Origin of the sequence: Prauserella muralis (assembly GCF_003202285.1) — a bacterium.
GTDB lineage: Bacteria > Actinomycetota > Actinomycetes > Mycobacteriales > Pseudonocardiaceae > Prauserella_B > Prauserella_B muralis.
Genome location: NZ_MASW01000009.1, coordinates 20,274 through 36,501 on the forward strand (window position 1 = coordinate 20,274; position 16,228 = coordinate 36,501).

A 16,228-nucleotide genomic window follows, 5' to 3' on the forward strand; every position below is an offset into this window, starting at 1 on the left:
CAGAAGAATCGGTGCTCGTCAGCAGCGGACGACTTTCTTTGCAGCACGGGTTAGAGCAACGTACAGGACGCGATCGTCAAAACGTTCCTGTTTCAGCCCTGCCGTCAGCCTGGCCACCTCGACATCAGCGAGTCGCAGGCCGACAACTGGCCATTCACGTCCCTTTGCTTGGTGCACTGTCATTCCGGCGACCACATGTGGCTGGTTCATGCGGCGTGCCAAGGCGAGTAGCCGGTCTAGTTGGACAGCCTCCCCGGCTTCTGGCATGCGACGGAGTTGGCGAGGGCTTCCAAGTAGGCGAAGTACCGCCCTGAGTGCTGTGATCGCTGCCGTAGCCGCTTGCGTGGTTGCCGGTCGGAGTGTTTCAAGTACTGCTCCAAGGAGGGCTCCTTCAGCGCGGACTATGTCTGGCTCAAGACCGAGCAGCGCTGCTGCTTCGTCGGCGTAGATTGCAGCGTGTCCGAAGTGTCCCTGCACGAGCCGGTCCAGCAGAAGCGCGATCGCGGCATCAGTTTGGTTGTCCAATCGGCCGAATGACAAAGGCAGGATGCAGTCGGGGCCTGTCCAGAGGTTGTCCCACCTGTGCGCGAGAACTACGTTGCATTCGGTGGCGTCGTTGGTCACGTCGAGAGCGATCGGTCGGTGTGCTCGCGCCAACTCGGCGATGCCGATCATCGCCGGTGTCTCGAAGCGGAAAGACGCCGAGACGGGGAAAGATTCGAACCCCTCGTGTTCCACAAGTTGGGGAACGAGCTCTGGACGGGCACCACGGAAGTCGTACAGCGCCTGCCAAGGATCACCGATCACAGTGGTACTGATTCTGGCGGACGCCGCGAGACGAACGAGTTCGAGATCGAGCTCGTTTGCATCGAACACCTCGTCGACGATGATCGCTTTCGTGGTAGCGGTAAGGTACTTGGCTACCTCCATGCGCAGTTCGGCGCGTCGAAGAACAGCGGCGATGATCTGACGCACTTCGGTGTGCGTACATCGTCCAGCCGCCAGGTGCTCCTCGAAGTGTCTCTTGGCGCCGATGTTGTAGTCGGGCCTCGTGATCTTGACGCCATGCGATCCGACCGTGGTCCCGTGCAGCACGGCGATCCGCCGGTAGTCCATCTCTTTCGACATCCAGCGGGCCCCGGTCTGCCCTCTCCACGTGTCCAGAACGGTTAGTTCCGTATGGTCGCCCATCCAGGAGATGACCTGCCGTCGCAGGAGAAACGCCAGGATTTCGCAGTGCAGTGTGTCGAGCGTGAGGGCTTGGTGGGGCCAGGAGAGCGCTCCGCTACCCCAGCGGCGACGGATTCGAGCAGCGAGTTCACCGCGCGCCGATCTGGTGAAGCTGAGCGCCAGGATCCTGCGAAGATCGGTGGGAGTGTCGTACCGGATCACGCCAAATCGCTCTGCGGCAACGGTGGTTTTCCCTGATCCTGGTGCTGCCACGATGAACGCGCGGTTCGCCGTGGTCGTCGCGGCGGCGCGCTGTTCAGAGGTCAGCGGCGATCGGGTCGGCATCGTCGTCCTTTGCGGCGGCGTAGAGGAAATCGAACATCTTTGCCACGTGTTCAGGCACCGTGACATGTTCGCCGTCTTCGCTGCGGCGCATGAGTTCGTCTGCGAAGGCGAGCGCGAACTCGGCCTTGCGCTTCTTGCCTGTGGTGGCGAAAAGGGTGTCGATGGCGTCGGGAGTGAAGGGTTCAGGTGGCGTGACGCTGATCTGTGTCAGGGCTTCGCGCACGGCTTCCTCGTTGCCGGGGGTGAAGGCTGGTTCGAGCGTCGGCTGGTTGTAGAAGCCCTGCACGTTCTGGGGATCGCTTTTGCTGAGCCATTGGGGTTGGGTGAAGGTCTCGGGAGGCCGCTTATCGGTGTCGGTGAATATGGCGATGCGGCTGGCAATCTCGTGCCCAGGTGCCGCCAGAAGGTCGACTGGCCAGCGGCCTGGCTTGCAGCCCATCACGGTGATCGTGAGCGCCTCGATGAACCGGCGCTTGAGGTCGTCGGGTCCGGCCCAGAAGCGGCCGAACTGCCGTAGTACCGCCCCCTCGGTGACGCCTTCGGTGATGATCATGCGCTCCGCGAAGAGCGCGGACGACCGGGTCGTGTCAAGGTGCAGCCGTGCCATCCGCAAGGTTCGCTTCTTGTCGTGAATGGGCATGGTGGCCATGACGCGCGAGGCGCGTCGTCCGTCCTGCAGCCGCCGCAGCACGACCAGTTCATCCGGCTTGCACGCCGAGATGATGTCGCCTGCGTGACTGCTGATGATCGTCTGAAGCTCCGGCCGTGCGGAGGTGATTTGCCGCAGGTACCGGGTCAGGCCGTGTTGCAGTTGCGGGTGCAGGTGCGCCTCGGGCTCCTCGATAACGACCGTGACGTGAAACCGATCAGGGAAGAACGCGTCTTCTCGCGATTCCGCCTCAGCTTCGCGTTGGGCGTCCCGTTCTGCTTCAGTGAGTTCATCTGCTCCTTCCTGAGCGCCCGCATCGGCTCCGTCCTCGTCAGCTCCCGCGTCCCCTCCCTCTGGAGCCTCGGCGGACTTGGTCATGTCCGGAATGGCGGCGAGGGTGACGGCGATGTGCAGCAGGTTGACATATCCCAGGCCAGATACTTCGAGTCGCTGGGCGAAAGCTCGGTCGTCGATAGCGCCCAGGAGCAACTCCAGCACCCTGGCGAGGTACGCGTCGTCGACAACCTGCCCCCCGACGAATGCGAACTGGTGGCTGACTCCGGACGACAGCGCGGTGAGGTGACCGCGGACGCGCTGCTCGACGGCCTCGATGAGGCCGGTCTTAGTGAGGGCATCGAGCAGTCTCCTCGCGCGGGAGCGGAGGTCAGCCAAGTTTCGATGGCCGCTGCGGGCTTGTTGCTCCGCGCGGAACAACTCGATCAGGACCTGCGCCTCCCGGCGGGCCAACTCGTCGAGCGGGTTGCGGTACGCCGGCAGGTAGATGAGCCGCAGCGCGTCGAACTCTTCAGGTTCCGAACCAACGGTCTTCGCGCGGACGCGGCCAAGGTTCCGTTCGAGCTGACGGGTCCAAGTCGGTGCCGGCATCGCGAGGTTCTGCAACATCTGCCCGACCGGGCCCTCGTCCGCCTCGGCGCTGAATGCGTACGAGATGTCGATCTGGCGGGGCGGGGCGGTGGCGAGGGTGGCGACAGTGGGTCGAGAGATCTGCGGGAAGCTGTGCGGGTGCGCCAGGTACAACGCGTCCGCCACCGTGCTCTTGCCAGCGTTATTCGCCCCGACCAACAGCGAGAAGCGTCCGGGAAACTCGCAGACGATCTCCTCGTCGCCGGCAGCTCGGAACCCGCGCACAGCCACCCGCTGTAGATACACCCATCCTCCATGCGTTGGGGCCGGCGCCTGAGCGTGGTCGCCAGCGGTTCGGCGATAGCGCGGACGTCAGCCGGCCGTGGTGTCTTGTTCGGTTTCCTTGCCTTCGAGCAGCTTGTACAGGTTGGTCCGGTCCATGCCCAGGGCGCGGGCGACCTGCGCTTTCGGGACCTTGTCCTCGATGGCCGCGGTCATGCGATCGAACCGCACGTCACGGGCCTTCTTGAGCTCGTCGAGTGTCGTGACCCGCTGGGCCTGAAGCGCTGCTTCTTGATCACGGACGCTCTGGAGCCGATCCTGGAGTTCCTTGACCTCGGCAGCACTTTCCCGAAGCAGCTCGAAGTGCTGTTCCTTGTCCACTTCCTGCCTCCTTCCAGGTCGCTCGTGGTGCAGATCGTGTCGACCCGCACTCCATGTTGTATCACGCTGTAGAGGACAACACTCCAGTTCGACATCTGGTGGGTTTCGCGCCGGACCTGGCTGTTCGCACTGCGTCCGGCGCGGGACCCACCAGATTGTGCCAATGCGCCCCTCTTGCCCTGCGGTTTCAATCGCCGAGCCAAGCGTGACGGCCGACCTCGGCGAGTTCCGTTCGGCGCTGCTGCCAGTCCGGCATCCAGAGGTACATCCGCCGTTGTCATGCGCGGCCGTGGGCGCGCGTCCGTTTGGCTGGGTGGCGTGCGCCTGTTCGTGGACGAGCACGTACTCGATGAGCCGCATCGGCAGGCCGAACACGGCCCAGTGCAGCGTCGTCGTTTGCTTCGGCGGCCCCTCGTAGATGCCCTAACGGGCGCCGTCCGAGGTCGCGCACGGCGTAGCTCAGGCCGGCGATGTGGCCGTCCAGTTCGTAGTGGCGCCCTTCGCGGCGCAACCAAGCGAGCCCGACCTGCTGGTACAGCCCGATCACTGCCCGGCGGACCAGCTCTGGCCGCTGCCTCCGCGCGGACAAGACGCCGTCGGACGTGGTCAGAGGCAGCTGTGCGGTGCCCGCGGGCGAGGCGTCGACGAGCTGGAGCCGGTAACGCTGGCCGAGCAGGTCGAACTCCTCGCCGTCGACGAGCTCCTTTACCGCGTGATCCGGGGCCAACCGCGTGGCTCTCTCGACCTTCTCGGCGGATCCATCGACGATGGCTGCCGACAAACCGCGCAACCTGCTCCGGGGTGGCCGTCGGTGGGATCAGCACGGCGCCGCCTCCGGATTGACCTGAATGCCGGTCTTGCGCCGTCGTGGACGGATGGCCACCTCGACCTGCCACTCGGGCGGCAGGTCGAGGGCGGTCAGTGCGGTCAGGAAGGCGTCCGGGCCGGTCATCGCACTCCCTCCTGGTAGTTGATGTGCTCGACCGAACTGGCCACGGTGGCGGCGCCGGTGCGCAGCAACTCGTTCACGCCCTTCGACGTCACGAAGTGGATCGAGCCCGGCACGCCGTAGACCCGGCGGCCGAGTTCTCCAGCGGCACGGGCCACGGCGAGGGCACCGCTGCGCTGTCCTGCCTCGACGATGACGGTCGCCGCGGCGAGAGCAGCCAACAGCCGGCACCGCGCGTGGAACCGGATGCGGGTCGGTCGTGTGCCGATCGGGTACTCGCTGACCAGCAACCCGCCCTGCTCGATCACCGCCTGGTAGAGCCGGGCGTGCTGGTGCGGATGGGTCCGGTCAACCCCGTTGGCGAGCACGACGACCGTCCTGCCGTCTGCGGCCAGTGCGCCGCGGTGCGCTGCTTCGTCAACGCCGAGGCTGCCGCCGCTGAGGACGGTCACCCCGGCACGGGCGAGTTTGTAACTGACGTCCCCCGCGACTGTGTTTCCGCACTCCGTCGACGCGCGGGCGCCCGTGATGGTGACGGCGAGGCTGGTGAGCTCGGCCAACGAACCGCTGCCGCGCACCCAAAGCGCGAGCGGAACGCCGAGGCCGGCTAGGCCGATCCGCCTTCCGAGCGGCCAGTCGCCGTCTTCGGGCTTGAGCAGGCGGGCCGTGCAGTTGTCGAGTGCCCGCAGGTCGTCGTCGATCCGAGCGTCAGGCCGGGTGACCTCGCTGAGCACGGCGGCGGGGGCGGTGCCGCGCCGAATCTGCGCGACGGCGTCGACCGGCCCGTGGACGGCGACGTAGTGGTGAAGGGCGGGCGCGGGTGGTTCGGCCGCGCGCAGAAGGAACAGCCGGGCGTGCAGTTCGTCGTGTGAAGGCATGGTTCAACTCCTCGATGGGCAGGGCTTGCTCGGGTCGGTGGACTCCACAGCTGCGGTTGGCGCTGGTCCGGCTAGGGCTCGGTGCGGTCGTGCAGCGGGATGGGCAGTCAGTGCCCGATCAGCTCGCGCCAGCGCCCATCACCCGTGTGGAGGTGAGCGCCGGAGGCCATGAACCACTTGCCGGGCGGAGCGTCTGCCGGGCGCACGACGTAGCGGCCGTACTGGAACAACAGGTAGACGCTCGGCGCGTCGTCGGAGGGTTCGGAGATCGGGGCGAAGGCTGGCAGCGTCCGGTCTTCCCCAACACCGAGGATGGTGACGTGGCGGACGCGGTAGGACAGGCCCTTGTTGGGGCAGTGGATCGGGCCGGTCAGGACCTCCGCGCGCAGTCCTTTCTGGATCACCGGGACCTCGATGACGCCGTCGCCGACTTCGGGGATCTGGTCGAGTTCCGCGATGCCCCAGGGTGTCTCGGTGTAGGCAGCTAGAAGCCGGTAGGCCGGGACATAGTCGGTGCCATGGCGTACGGTCGCTTTGGCCTCGGCGGGCAGCCGGGTCAGCACCGTCTCGCGTAAGCGACGTGTCCAATCGTGCGCCTCGCTTGGTGCCCGACGATCGTGCCGCTGGCCTGGTACTCGTAGCATTCCAGCAGGCACAGCACGGCGATCGGATGCAGCGTGCGGTCGGTCACCGTTGCGACGTAGTCTGGCGGCTCGCCGTCCTCCTGCTCGACGTCGCGATGGGGTCGGTGCTACTGAAGTGGCTCTGGTCCGCCGCCTCTTGCACGAGAACAGCGTCGCCGTGCAAGATCGCTTCGGGCCTGGCCTGCTTCTGCTTCTGTTCGGGCAGCCATTGTCCAAACTAGCCCGACTGAGACGTGACCAGATCGTCCATGAGGATGGCGAAACTCGGATCGTGCTGGGCGCCGAGCCAGTGGACTTGCCCAGTCCGCTGGACGGTCTCGTGTGCCAATTCGCCGACGACCGGCGCGGGCACGCCGTCCTCGGCCACACCGACCAACCATCCGTTGGCTGTTTCCCGGAGGCGCTCCGGGACGGCCGATCAGCGCCGCCCGCCTCATGACCAGACTTCACCCACTGGGTATCCGGGGCCCGGCTCCGCACGCAGCACTGTCCTCATGGACCTCGCCAGCCAGCTGCCACCAGTCGTGCTCAGCAAGCTGCTCGGCATCCACATCAACACCGCCACATACTGGGCCCACCAGGCCAATAGGTCTGGCGCCGCCTACGCCGCCGACCTAGCCCGCCGCACAACCCGTCAGGGTCCGTAACGCGAACGGAATTTCCGGCGTGGCCGGCTCGCCCGCACCGGGGGTGAGCGCTGGTCCACCTCCTACTTGTCAACGTGCAGCAGGTCGTCGAGCTCTGCCACCCGACCATGCGTGCGGCCAACCACCGCCTGCTCGACCTGTTCAAGGGGCGCGTCGTCGACCGCTTCCAGCGGTTCGTCGCACTCAGCCGACAGCCCGGCGCCGCCCGCGGACGACTGACCGCGTGGTGGTCCGAGCTGCGCTGCGGCCGGCTCTTCGGCGGCATGGTCCGCCCCGATGCTTACGGCGCGTCGGCACGAAGACGGCTACCCGATCGCGTTCTTGCTCGAACTCGAACTCGACCTCGGCATCGAAGATGAATTGTTGCGGTTGACCCGGCCCCGCCGATGGCTTCGAGATGCAACGGGAGTTGTCGCGCGACAGGTCGAGCTACCGGACGTGGCGCATCTGATGCTGGATTCGGGCATGAACTTCGTGGTCCGACCCGCAAGTGTTCGAAGACCATGCTGGGGAACTGGCCCGACAGCAGGAGAGCCGGTTTCTGGTAAGGCGATCGCGATCGCACCGCAGGCGGTCCAACCTCTCCTTGGATGTCTCGGTGCACAGCAGCAGGCGGGTCACATGGGGCGCATTCCGCAATCCCGCATGAGCTGCGCCATACCGGGAGAGTTCATCATTTGCCGCATCGCCTGCGCCAAGGCAGGGTTGTCCTTGGCATTCTGCATGAGCTGCTGCATGGCTGAGCTGTCCATCATCTCCTGCATTGCCTGGGCCAATCCCGGTGGGCAGCGGTCAGCACCTGCACCACGGTTCTCCGACGCAGCGGCTGCTGGGGAGACACTCCCTATGGTGAGAGCGGCAGCGAGGGCGGTGGCGCCGATCGACAGAGCAGCTGAGCGCAGCGTGCGGGGCATCATGACGTCTCCTCTATCGCCTACTGATTGCTGGTCCACCGGGTTTCCCTTCGCAGGCCTGCTCAAACCATTGCCGTACTCGGCTTGCTCGAACGAGGGATGGCACGAGTAGGCGCCTCACTGCTGGGGCGTTCCGACCATCAATCGTAGCGCGAGCTGACGGGGGAGGTCCCGGTCCGAGACACCGGCCGCCGTAATTCGTGGACATCAGCGTCGTCTGCAAGACACGGCGTGCGAGCCAATGTAATTCAGCCCGGGGTTTTGGCTACGGTGACGCCGGGTTAACAAGCACAGGGTGCCTGGGTTTCGGTACCGCTACTGCGCCAGATCGGGCAAGCGGATTTCGAGAGCGCGAAGCCTCCGAAGTACTAGCACGTTGGGGACGACGAGGGCAGCAATCATCCCCATGGGCAGTAGTGGCATCAACGGAAATCTGGGAGGTTTCATGGTCATACTCCACGTTCCGGCTGTCCTTGACGGCAGCACAATGGCTGGTGTCGGTTGATTGATTGGCTCAGTTCAGGTCGGTTCGTCGGCTGCGGTACTCCTGCTCGTCGATCTCGCCGCGGGCATATCGCTCGTCGAGGATCCGGTGCGCGGAGGAGGTGCCCTCTTGGGCACCGCCGTGTCGGTCCTGCATGAGCCGGTAGATCAGGTAGGCCAGCAGGGCTAGTCCGATCAGCAGGAGTACTGGCCAGAGCCAGAACCAGCCCATCATGGAACCGTCCATCATGGTCGTCACACTCCAGTCGCCCGTGCTTGCGTCGCCTCTGCGGGTTTCACGGTCCGAGGCACCGCTAAACGCTGCGGTGGGTCAGAGCGTCGAGGGCGGTGTTGATGCGTTGTCCGGCTTCGTCGGCGATGGGCTGAAGTTGGTCGAGTTCGGGCACGGTGACCATGACCTGGGGATCGAGGGCCTGGACCACGGTCTGGTTGTCCCCGTCGGCGCGGACCACGACGTTGCAGGGCAGCAGCAGTCCGATTTGCCGGTCGATGTCGAGGGCGCGGTGCGCGAGTTGGGGATTGCACGCGCCGAGGATGACGTACGGCTCCATATCGGCGTCGAGCTTGGTCTTCAGCGTGGCCTGCACATCGATCTCGGTGAGCATACCGAACCCCTGCTCCTGAAACGCCTCCTTCACCGTCGGCACGGCCTGTTCATACGGTAGATCGAGCGTGATCGTCCGGGCGTAATCCATGATGATCTTCCTTGACGTGTGGGTTGCTTTAACGGTGTCATGCTGTACTCGGTCGCGCTGGTCACGGCCAATGCCAGTGGCTAACGCCGTTAGCGCGTCACCGCACTGTGCTGGGCAGCGGCACGGAAAGGGGCGCCGGTTGCGGCAGCCTGGTCAATGTCGTCGTCAATCACGACGACATGGCGGCCGGCGGCGGCCAGGATGGAGGCGGCGATGGAGGCACGGTAGCCGGAGCGGCAGTGCACCCATACCTCGCCGGGGGGGACGTCGGTAAGCCGGTCGAGTAGGTCGTGCAGCGGGATGTGGACGGCGCCGTCCAGGTGACCGGTGGCCCATTCCTGGTTGCGGCGCACGTCGAGGACCACGACCGGACGGTGGTGGAGCACTGTGGCCAGGTCGGCGAAGTCCGCGACAGCCAACGACTCCAGGGGCGTGTCGCCGGACCACTCGTGCGGGTCGCCGGTGGCCGCGGCTTCGATGCGGTCGAGGCCGATGCGCACCAGTTCACGCTGCGCCTCGGCGACCTGCTCGGCGGTGTCGCCCAACAGTGTCAACGGGGTGCCCCAGGGGATCAGCCAGCCGAGGTAGGTGACGAAGTTGCCGTCGGCGCCGAAGTTGAGGGTGCCGGGAACGTGGCCGGCCGCGAACGCGGTCCGGGTGCGCAGGTCCACCACCCATTCACCGGACTCGAGGCGTCGGCGCAACTCGGGGGCGTCGGCCTGCTCCGGCGGGGACAGATCCGGCGCCTGTGGCCCAGCAGTGTTGAGCGGCATCATGTGGGTGTAGTAGGCCGGGTAGTCGTCCAGGCCCTGCAGCAGGGAGTGGACGTAGTCCTGCTCGTCCTGTGTCAGGGCGGGGTTGGTCTGCTTTTCCTGGCCGATGGTGGATTGCTCGCCCTGTGCCTGAGTGGCCGAGCAGAAGCTGCCGAACCCGTGGGTGGGGTAGATTTCCGCATCGTCGGGGAGTTCGGTGGCCAACCTCCGTGCCGAGCCGTACTGCGCGTGCGCGAGTTCTTCGGTGTGCACGGTCCCCAGCAGATCCGGCCGCCCGGTCGAGCCGTAGAGCAGCGAGCCGCCGGTGAACACCGCCGGTGGGCGGCCGGGGGTTTCCAGCACATAGGACAGATGCGTGAAGGTATGGCCTGGGGTGGTCAAGGCGCGTACCCGCATCGCCGGGCCGATCTGTACCTCGTCGCCGTCACTGATCGGCTGGCGATCGAAGGACACGGTGTCAGCCGCGTTGACGTGGTAGGCCGCTCCGGTGGCCTGCGCCAGTGCCAACCCTCCGGTCACGTAGTCGTTGTGAATGTGCGTTTCGAACACGTCGGTGACACACACACCCCGCTGCTGGGCGAGCGTGAGGAATCGGTCGATGTCGCGCTGCGGGTCCACCACGAACGCCACGTCGCCATCGGTGACTAGGTAGCTACGGTCGCCCAGCGTGGGCGTGTCGAGTGCGATGATGTCTACCATCTTGCTTCTCCTCGTCTCACAATCTTCAGCTCAGACGTTGTCTGGTCGCAGGCCCCGCTCCACGGGATTCGGGTACTCGGCGTCCGCGCTGACGATCGCGATCGGATCATCACGGTCACTGTTCGGCGAGTTCTTGCCGAACCTGGCCCATATCGACCTCGCGGGCCTTCCCGATCAGGTCCTCGAGCGCACTCTCCGGCAGCGCACCGGGCTGCGCATACAGCACCACGCCATCACGCGCGACTATCAAGGTGGGAATCGAGGAGATACCGAACCGCGCCGCCAGTTCCGGCTGCGCCTCAGTGTCCACTTTGCCGAACCGGACATCCTCGTGACGCTCGGATGCGCGCTCGAACACCGGCGCGAACTGTCGGCACGGCCCGCACCACGCCGCCCAGAAATCCACCAGCACCATGCCATCCGCGCTGATGACCTCGTCAAAAGTGTCATTAGCCAGCTCGATTGTTGCCATCATGCACCTCCTTCTCATACCCCCCTGGGTATTATAACAGTCTCGCAGTGGCTGGCATTCCACGTATCGACCGCGCGGTCGTTCAGCTGGCGGCGACATACCCCCGGGCGTACAACGGTGGTATGGGACAGGATGCGCAAGCAAGAAGCAGGGAAGAGCAGGCCCGTGACCTGCTCGACGCGGCAGACACCGTGCTCGCGGTGGTCGCGCACCCGGACGACGAATCGTTCGGACTTGGCGCGGTGCTCGACCACTTGGCCACTGCGGGAACGTCGGTGACGGTGCTGTGTTTCACCCACGGTGAGGCCTCCACCCTGGGCGGAGAGCACGCCGATCTGGGCGCATTACGGGCCGACGAGCTGGACGCGGCGGCCACAGTACTCGGTGTCAAGCGCAGCGTCCTGCTGGACTACCCCGACGGAGGCCTGACCGACGTGTCCGTGGACGAACTCGCCGGTCACGTCGAGTCGCTGGCCGCCGAGGTGAGACCGACCTACCTGCTGGCGTTCGACACCACCGGCGTGACGTCCCACCCCGACCACGTCCGTGCCACCGAAGCTGCCCTGGCCACCGCCGACCATCTGGGTCTGCCCGTCCTCGGCTGGACGTTACCGGCCCAGGTCGCCGACCAGCTCAACCCGGAGTTCGGCAGCCCCCTGGTTGGCTCACCGCCTGACTTGGTCGACCTCACCCTGCCCGTCTCCCGGACACGCCACCATCAAGCCATCGCCTGCCACCGTAGCCAGTCCACCGACAATCCACTCCTGCACCGGCGCCTGGACCTGCTCGGTGACACCGAACACCTCCGCCTGCTCCGCCCACACCGGCCGGCCCCGCGCGCTCGCGCGGACGACCACTGAGGCCACGACTCAGGCTGGTGACCAAGCGGCCTGGGCCTGTCCGCGGTGGGGCGGGGTGCCGTTCGGGGCGCCAGGTGGCGACGAGGGCAGCGGCGAGGAGGAGTTCGGCGATGTCGCCGCCGTAGTACATGATCTCGGCGCCTCCCCGGACCTCGACGATCGGGGCGTGAATGTTGATCCAGAAGCCCCCGTACATCAACTGCGAGATCACGGCGTGCAGCGCGATGGCGCAGCCGAGGTAGACCAGCCGGGTGCGGACACCGGGCCGCGCGGGCGCGGGGTCGGGGCCGGCGATGGCGTAGGCGAACAGGTAGCCAGCGAAGAGGAAGTGGGCGTGCAGCAGCCAGTGACCGGTCGGCTGACTCGTCATCGCGGTGTAGAGCGGCGTGAAGTACAGCACCGCGAGGCTGCCGGTGGACAACATCAGGGCGGTTGCCGGGTGGGCCAGGAGATGGGCCGGGCGGCTGTGCAGGATGGCGGTCAGTTGGCGTCCGCGGAGCGTGGGCAGGGCCCGCAGCAGCACGGTGACAGGTGCACCAAGCACCAGGGCGAGTGGGGCATACATTCCAATGAGCAGGTGCTGCGCCATGTGGCCACGGAAGTCAGTGTGGGCCCATGCCGCGACCGGCGGCAGCAGCGCCACGGCCAGCAGGAAGAGCCCGGTGAGGAAACTGGCCGTGCGCCACCGGCTCCAGCCCTGCACCGGGTTGCTCACGCGGGCACGCCGTGCCAGGTAAAGATAGACCCCGGCACAGACGAGGAGCGTGAGCGTGACCAGCAGCAGCTGGATGGCACTGCTGGTTGCGCCATAATCAGGTGGATGCGGGTCGTGGCCCATCAGTCATGTCGTCCTGCCTGCCCACCGCTGACAGCGTGGGGGTCGACGGGTCGGCCACTGCGCTGGAGCAGGTAGCCGCCGACGAGCAGGAACGCGCCCATGACGAGGAAGCCGAGGTCCCACCACAGCTGATGAGGGCCGCCGTGAACGTGATGGATCCCCAGGATGTGGTGGTCCAGGACACCTTCGACGAGATTGAAGATGCCCCAGCCCGCCAGGATCCAGCCCCACAGCACGCGGGAAGTCCACACCTGGCGGCGGTTGTGGGTGACCCGGGAGTACAGGATAGCCAAGCCCAGCAGGACGGCGAGCCAGCACACGGTGTGGAAGACGCCATCCCAGACGGTGTTCATCTCCAGGCCCGACACCGTTTCGGGATCGTAGTACTCTACTCCGATATTGTCGGTGTTCGTGCTGGTCAGCATATGATGCCATTGCAGCAGCTGGTGCAACAGGATGCCGTCGACGAACCCGCCGAGCCCCACGCCCAGCACGATGCCCGGCAGTTGGAGGCCTGCCGGCGCCGCGCCTACGGGAGCCTGCCTCTCCGCACTCGTCATCGTGTTCCCTCTCTTGTGGACAACTGTCGCGTCCTTCCCGGCGCCCCTGCGCTACGGTCAGGCAGCGAGTGCCTGCAGGGCGGCGTGGATGCGTTGTCCGGCGTCGTCGGCGATGGACTGGAGCTCGTCGAGTTCGGGCACGGTGACCATGACCTGAGGGTCGAGGGCCTGCACCAGGGTCTGGTTGTCGCCAGCGGCGCGGACCACGACGTTGCAGGGCAGCAGCAGTCCGATTTGCCGGTCGATGTCGAGGGCGCGGTGCGCGAGCTGGGGATTGCACGCACCGAGGATGACGTACTGCTCCATGTCCGCGTCGAGCTTGTTCTTCAGGGTGGCCTGCACGTCGATCTCGGTGAGCGTGCCGAACCCCTGCTCCTGAAAGGCTTCCTTCACCGTCGGCACGGCCTGCTCATACGGCAGGTCAAGGGTAATAGTACGGGCGTAATCCATCGCAGTCCTCCATGAGAGAGCGCTTGTGTCAGGTTGTGGTCGGGTAGCTCGCACGCTGCCACGCGGTCATACCGCCGGCGACGTTGATCACCGGGATGTCGCGTTCTCGCGCGAGCAGGCTGGCGGCGACCGACGAGCGGTAGCCGCTGCCGCACGTGACGGCGACAGGTTTGTCCGCGGGGACCTCGTCGAGCCGGTCGGGTAGTTCGGCGCCGGTGATGAACGTGGCGCCGGTGACGTGGCCGGCGGCCCACTCCGCGGGCTGGCGCACGTCGAGCAGAGTGACCGCGTCCTCGTCAAGCCTGCGTTTCAGCTCGTCCACTGTGATCTGCGGGGTGCGGTCGATCGGCCGTGCCGAGGTGCGCCAAGCGCTCATGCCCCCGGCCAGCCACCCGACGGGCATGCGGTAGCCGATGCGCAGCAGTTGCCAGACCGTCTCCCACAAATCCCCGGAGCGGTCGAGCACGAGCAGGATCTCCGCGTCGGCGGGGAGCACGGTGCCAGCCCAGGTGGCGAAGGACGAGCCGAGGCCGACATTGACGGCGCCGGGGATGTGGCCGCCGCCGAAGGCTTCCGACGAGCGGGTGTCGAGCACGACGGCGCCGCCGTCGAGGGCAGCGGCGACGTCGTCGGGTGGTAGTGCCGGTGGCTCGGTGAGTACGCCGAGGGGGTCGACGCCGGCCATGTTCTGGGTGCGCATACGCCGCCAGTACGGGGGCACGGCGGGGAGGTTGTCCAGCCGGATGCATTGCCGCACGAATTCGTCTTTCTCGGCGACCTCGGCCAGGGTCGCGTTCGTGCGTTTCTCGTATCCGAGTGTGGTCGACAGGCGGGACCCGATGTTGCCGCCGCACAGTGATCCGGCCACGTGTGTGGGGAACACTTCGACGTGGTCGGGCAGCGTGAGCAGCTTGGTCTGGATCGTGTCGCAGTAGACCTCGGCGTGGCGGCGGGCCTGCTCCTGGCCACCGAGCAGGTCGGGGCGGGCGAGGTCACCGACAAGCAGCGCCCCGCCGGAGAGCAACAACGCTGGGGTATCGGCGCTGGCGGAGCGATCGTAGACGAGCAGGCTGATGTGCTCGGGGGTGTGCCCGGGCGTGTGCATCACTTCGATGCCGACGTCGCCGAATTCGATCTGCTCGCCGTCGGCGATCGGCCGGTGTGCGTAACTCAGCTCGCCGGCGGCTGAACCCCATACCTGCGGCGGGTGCGCGGATCCGGCCAGTTCGCCTAACCCGGACAGGTAGTCGTTGTGCCCATGGGAATCACACGCGTAGGTGATCCGGAATCCCTGGTCGCGGGCCGTCTGTCGATAGATCTCCACATCGCGGCGGGGGTCGAACACCAGCGCCTGACCGGTCTTCTCGTCCCCGATCAGGTAGGAGGCGTGTCCGAGGCTGTTGAGGTAGAACTGCTGGAACCACATGGTTCACGCCACCCTTCCCGGCTTGCCGTCAGGGGTGGTGAAGGGGAGTGCGGCCTCCTGCCATGCCTGCATCCCACCGTCGGTGTTCTCCGCGGAATAACCCTGTTGCCGCAGGAATTCGGCTGCCTGTCCACTGCGGTGACCGCTGCGGCACACGGTCACCACGGGCCGCGTGGTGTCGAGCTCGGTGAGCCGGGTGGGCACCTCGGCCATCGGAATGTGCCGGGCGCTCTCGATGCGGCCGGCCTGCCATTCCTCGGGCTCGCGCACGTCCACCAGCTGTACCTCGTTTCGTCGCCGGTAGAGCTCCTCGACCTGCATCCTGCACTCCTTCCTTTCCGTGGTTTCTCATGTCAGCGCGCTGGTGTTGATCAGGGCCTGAACCGCGACGAATACCGCGACCGCGATCACCAGGTAGGCGAACCAGCGGCGCAAACGGTCGGCGTCCACGCGGCCGGCAAGCCTGCCCGAGGCCACCGACGCCGCGAGGGCGGCGATCGTGAAGGCCGCGACCACGGGATAGTCCAGTTCGGTCACCGCGTCCCAGTGAGCCGCCAGTCCGGCGATCGAGTTGATCGTCACGATGAGCAGGGAGGTGGCAACCGCGGCCGGCATGTCCAGCCCGAGCATCAGGACCAGGGCGGGCACTACGAGGAAGCCGCCGCCGACGCCGAACAGGCCGGTCAAGAATCCGACGGCCGCACCCACACCCAGTGCCCGGGGCAGACACGAGCGCCAGTTCACCCTCCCACCAGAGACGGTGCACGCCCCGCGCGGTTCGGTCGGCCCGAGCAGCATCCGCACCGCCGCGGCCACCATCACGACGGCAAACGCCAGCAGCAGCACCTGCGCGGACACCAGCCGGCCCACGGCTGCTCCACCGAAGGCCGCTCCCGCGCCTGCCGCACCGAACACCCCCGCAATCGGCCACCGCACAATGCCCTGACGTAACCGGGGGACGACCCCACCCATCGCCGAAAGCCCCACCATCACCAACGACGCCGGGATCGCCTGGCGCACCGGCTCGCCCATCCCGTAGACCAGGGCGGGCACCGCCAAAATGGACCCACCCGCGCCGAGCAGACCCAGCGTCACGCCGATCACAAGCCCGAAACCCGCCGCGAGGATCACCCGAGCCCACCAGCGACCGGAACACGTGCTCCAGCTGTTCCGACGGGCGGCTGCATCCACGTCCTCCCTTCATCCTGCCCGACTACCCGTGGGGGTA

General features: G+C 66.5%; 21 protein-coding genes and 1 pseudogene. 2 read left to right on the top strand and 20 right to left on the bottom strand.

Annotated features, from left to right (window positions below; all coding sequences use genetic code 11):
* Positions 1-18: 18 nt before the first annotated feature.
* The 9 genes from BAY60_RS35060 to BAY60_RS37440 form a co-directional block, all read right to left on the bottom strand.
* Positions 19-1,515: a UvrD-helicase domain-containing protein gene (locus BAY60_RS35060; protein WP_076153523.1), complete on the bottom strand. Its 1,497-nt coding sequence runs from the start codon at positions 1,513-1,515 to the stop codon at positions 19-21.
* Positions 1,487-3,334: an ATP-dependent nuclease gene (locus BAY60_RS35065; RefSeq protein WP_076153525.1), complete on the bottom strand. Its 1,848-nt coding sequence runs from the start codon at positions 3,332-3,334 to the stop codon at positions 1,487-1,489. Before BAY60_RS35065 ends, BAY60_RS35060 begins: the two co-directional genes overlap by 29 nt.
* 66 nt (positions 3,335-3,400) lie before the next feature.
* Positions 3,401-3,691, bottom strand: coding sequence for a hypothetical protein (locus BAY60_RS38210; RefSeq protein ID WP_043830820.1), 291 nt, complete (start codon positions 3,689-3,691; stop codon positions 3,401-3,403).
* Positions 3,692-3,968: 277 nt separating this feature from the next.
* On the bottom strand, positions 3,969-4,472 hold the full coding sequence (locus tag BAY60_RS37435; RefSeq protein WP_072029960.1) for a SprT family zinc-dependent metalloprotease: 504 nt from the start codon (positions 4,470-4,472) through the stop codon (positions 3,969-3,971).
* 36 nt (positions 4,473-4,508) lie between these two features.
* Positions 4,509-4,643 (bottom strand): hypothetical protein, encoded by a 135-nt coding sequence (locus BAY60_RS38440; RefSeq protein ID WP_264082894.1) that lies wholly within the window; start codon positions 4,641-4,643, stop codon positions 4,509-4,511.
* Positions 4,640-5,518: a DNA-processing protein DprA gene (locus tag BAY60_RS35075; RefSeq protein WP_051171989.1), complete on the bottom strand. Its 879-nt coding sequence runs from the start codon at positions 5,516-5,518 to the stop codon at positions 4,640-4,642. The genes BAY60_RS38440 and BAY60_RS35075 overlap by 4 nt, the downstream gene beginning before the upstream one ends.
* 107 nt (positions 5,519-5,625) lie before the next feature.
* Positions 5,626-6,081, bottom strand: a complete 456-nt coding sequence (locus BAY60_RS35080) for a hypothetical protein (RefSeq protein WP_043830822.1) — start codon at positions 6,079-6,081, stop codon at positions 5,626-5,628.
* Positions 6,075-6,209, bottom strand: a complete 135-nt coding sequence (locus tag BAY60_RS38445; protein ID WP_267284186.1) for a hypothetical protein — start codon at positions 6,207-6,209, stop codon at positions 6,075-6,077. Before BAY60_RS38445 ends, BAY60_RS35080 begins: the two co-directional genes overlap by 7 nt.
* Before the next feature lie 170 nt (positions 6,210-6,379).
* Positions 6,380-6,529, bottom strand: coding sequence for a hypothetical protein (locus BAY60_RS37440; protein ID WP_157376277.1), 150 nt, complete (start codon positions 6,527-6,529; stop codon positions 6,380-6,382).
* A gap of 354 nt (positions 6,530-6,883) precedes the next feature.
* On the opposite strand from BAY60_RS37440, the gene BAY60_RS36905 reads away from it, so the two are divergent.
* The gene (locus BAY60_RS36905) at positions 6,884-7,168 is read left to right on the top strand and encodes a hypothetical protein (RefSeq protein ID WP_143101991.1); all 285 of its coding nucleotides are present in this window, start codon (positions 6,884-6,886) and stop codon (positions 7,166-7,168) included.
* Between the two features lie 258 nt (positions 7,169-7,426).
* Here BAY60_RS36905 and BAY60_RS36910 read toward each other — a convergent pair whose 3' ends face one another.
* The 5 genes from BAY60_RS36910 to trxA form a co-directional block, all read right to left on the bottom strand.
* Positions 7,427-7,726 (bottom strand): hypothetical protein, encoded by a 300-nt coding sequence (locus BAY60_RS36910; protein ID WP_137095937.1) that lies wholly within the window; start codon positions 7,724-7,726, stop codon positions 7,427-7,429.
* A 511-nt stretch (positions 7,727-8,237) separates the two neighbouring features.
* Entirely contained in the window at positions 8,238-8,456 is a 219-nt protein-coding gene (locus BAY60_RS35085; RefSeq protein ID WP_043830825.1) for an SHOCT domain-containing protein, read from the bottom strand.
* Between the two features lie 64 nt (positions 8,457-8,520).
* Positions 8,521-8,922 carry a DUF302 domain-containing protein gene (locus tag BAY60_RS35090; RefSeq protein ID WP_043830827.1) on the bottom strand — a complete coding sequence of 134 codons (402 nt, stop codon included), beginning with the start codon at positions 8,920-8,922 and terminating at the stop codon, positions 8,521-8,523.
* A gap of 89 nt (positions 8,923-9,011) precedes the next feature.
* Positions 9,012-10,394 (bottom strand): MBL fold metallo-hydrolase, encoded by a 1,383-nt coding sequence (locus tag BAY60_RS35095; protein WP_043830829.1) that lies wholly within the window; start codon positions 10,392-10,394, stop codon positions 9,012-9,014.
* Positions 10,395-10,509: 115 nt separating this feature from the next.
* Entirely contained in the window at positions 10,510-10,866 is a 357-nt protein-coding gene (gene trxA, locus BAY60_RS35100) for a thioredoxin (RefSeq protein WP_043830913.1), read from the bottom strand.
* Between the two features lie 122 nt (positions 10,867-10,988).
* Here trxA and BAY60_RS37680 point away from each other — a divergent pair, with 122 nt between their 5' ends.
* Positions 10,989-11,726, top strand: a complete 738-nt coding sequence (locus tag BAY60_RS37680; protein ID WP_051171991.1) for a PIG-L deacetylase family protein — start codon at positions 10,989-10,991, stop codon at positions 11,724-11,726.
* 79 nt (positions 11,727-11,805) lie between these two features.
* On the opposite strand, the pseudogene BAY60_RS38215 reads toward BAY60_RS37680, so the two are convergent.
* The 6 genes and pseudogenes from BAY60_RS38215 to BAY60_RS35135 form a co-directional block, all read right to left on the bottom strand.
* Positions 11,806-12,564: pseudogene (locus tag BAY60_RS38215) on the bottom strand (cytochrome c oxidase assembly protein); the annotation flags it as partial.
* Complete coding sequence (locus tag BAY60_RS35115; RefSeq protein ID WP_043830831.1) at positions 12,564-13,124, bottom strand: DUF2243 domain-containing protein; 561 nt, start codon at positions 13,122-13,124, stop codon at positions 12,564-12,566. The pseudogene BAY60_RS38215 and the gene BAY60_RS35115, both read right to left, overlap by 1 nt.
* A gap of 57 nt (positions 13,125-13,181) precedes the next feature.
* Positions 13,182-13,574, bottom strand: coding sequence for a DUF302 domain-containing protein (locus BAY60_RS35120; protein ID WP_043830833.1), 393 nt, complete (start codon positions 13,572-13,574; stop codon positions 13,182-13,184).
* A gap of 28 nt (positions 13,575-13,602) precedes the next feature.
* On the bottom strand, positions 13,603-15,000 hold the full coding sequence (locus BAY60_RS35125; RefSeq protein WP_112285676.1) for an MBL fold metallo-hydrolase: 1,398 nt from the start codon (positions 14,998-15,000) through the stop codon (positions 13,603-13,605).
* A gap of 3 nt (positions 15,001-15,003) precedes the next feature.
* The gene (locus BAY60_RS35130; RefSeq protein ID WP_043830916.1) at positions 15,004-15,321 is read right to left on the bottom strand and encodes a rhodanese-like domain-containing protein; all 318 of its coding nucleotides are present in this window, start codon (positions 15,319-15,321) and stop codon (positions 15,004-15,006) included.
* A 27-nt stretch (positions 15,322-15,348) separates the two neighbouring features.
* Entirely contained in the window at positions 15,349-16,131 is a 783-nt protein-coding gene (locus BAY60_RS35135; protein WP_043830836.1) for a sulfite exporter TauE/SafE family protein, read from the bottom strand.
* Positions 16,132-16,228 lie beyond the last annotated feature (97 nt).

Bases quoted from the DNA above. Each gene is read 5' to 3' on its own strand.
- BAY60_RS35095 (WP_043830829.1), bottom strand. From the start codon at position 10,394: ATGGTAGACATCATCGCACTCGACACGCCCACGCTGGGCGACCGTAGC.
- trxA (WP_043830913.1), bottom strand. From the start codon at position 10,866: ATGGCAACAATCGAGCTGGCTAATGACACTTTTGACGAGGTCATCAGC.
- BAY60_RS35125 (WP_112285676.1), bottom strand. From the start codon at position 15,000: ATGTGGTTCCAGCAGTTCTACCTCAACAGCCTCGGACACGCCTCCTAC.
- BAY60_RS35120 (WP_043830833.1), bottom strand. From the start codon at position 13,574: ATGGATTACGCCCGTACTATTACCCTTGACCTGCCGTATGAGCAGGCC.
- BAY60_RS35085 (WP_043830825.1), bottom strand. From the start codon at position 8,456: ATGATGGACGGTTCCATGATGGGCTGGTTCTGGCTCTGGCCAGTACTC.
- BAY60_RS36910 (WP_137095937.1), bottom strand. From the start codon at position 7,726: ATGATGCCCCGCACGCTGCGCTCAGCTGCTCTGTCGATCGGCGCCACC.
- BAY60_RS35060 (WP_076153523.1), bottom strand. From the start codon at position 1,515: ATGCCGACCCGATCGCCGCTGACCTCTGAACAGCGCGCCGCCGCGACG.
- BAY60_RS35090 (WP_043830827.1), bottom strand. From the start codon at position 8,922: ATGGATTACGCCCGGACGATCACGCTCGATCTACCGTATGAACAGGCC.
- BAY60_RS38440 (WP_264082894.1), bottom strand. From the start codon at position 4,643: ATGACCGGCCCGGACGCCTTCCTGACCGCACTGACCGCCCTCGACCTG.
- BAY60_RS35075 (WP_051171989.1), bottom strand. From the start codon at position 5,518: ATGCCTTCACACGACGAACTGCACGCCCGGCTGTTCCTTCTGCGCGCG.
- BAY60_RS35130 (WP_043830916.1), bottom strand. From the start codon at position 15,321: ATGCAGGTCGAGGAGCTCTACCGGCGACGAAACGAGGTACAGCTGGTG.
- BAY60_RS35115 (WP_043830831.1), bottom strand. From the start codon at position 13,124: ATGACGAGTGCGGAGAGGCAGGCTCCCGTAGGCGCGGCGCCGGCAGGC.
- BAY60_RS37680 (WP_051171991.1), top strand. From the start codon at position 10,989: ATGGGACAGGATGCGCAAGCAAGAAGCAGGGAAGAGCAGGCCCGTGAC.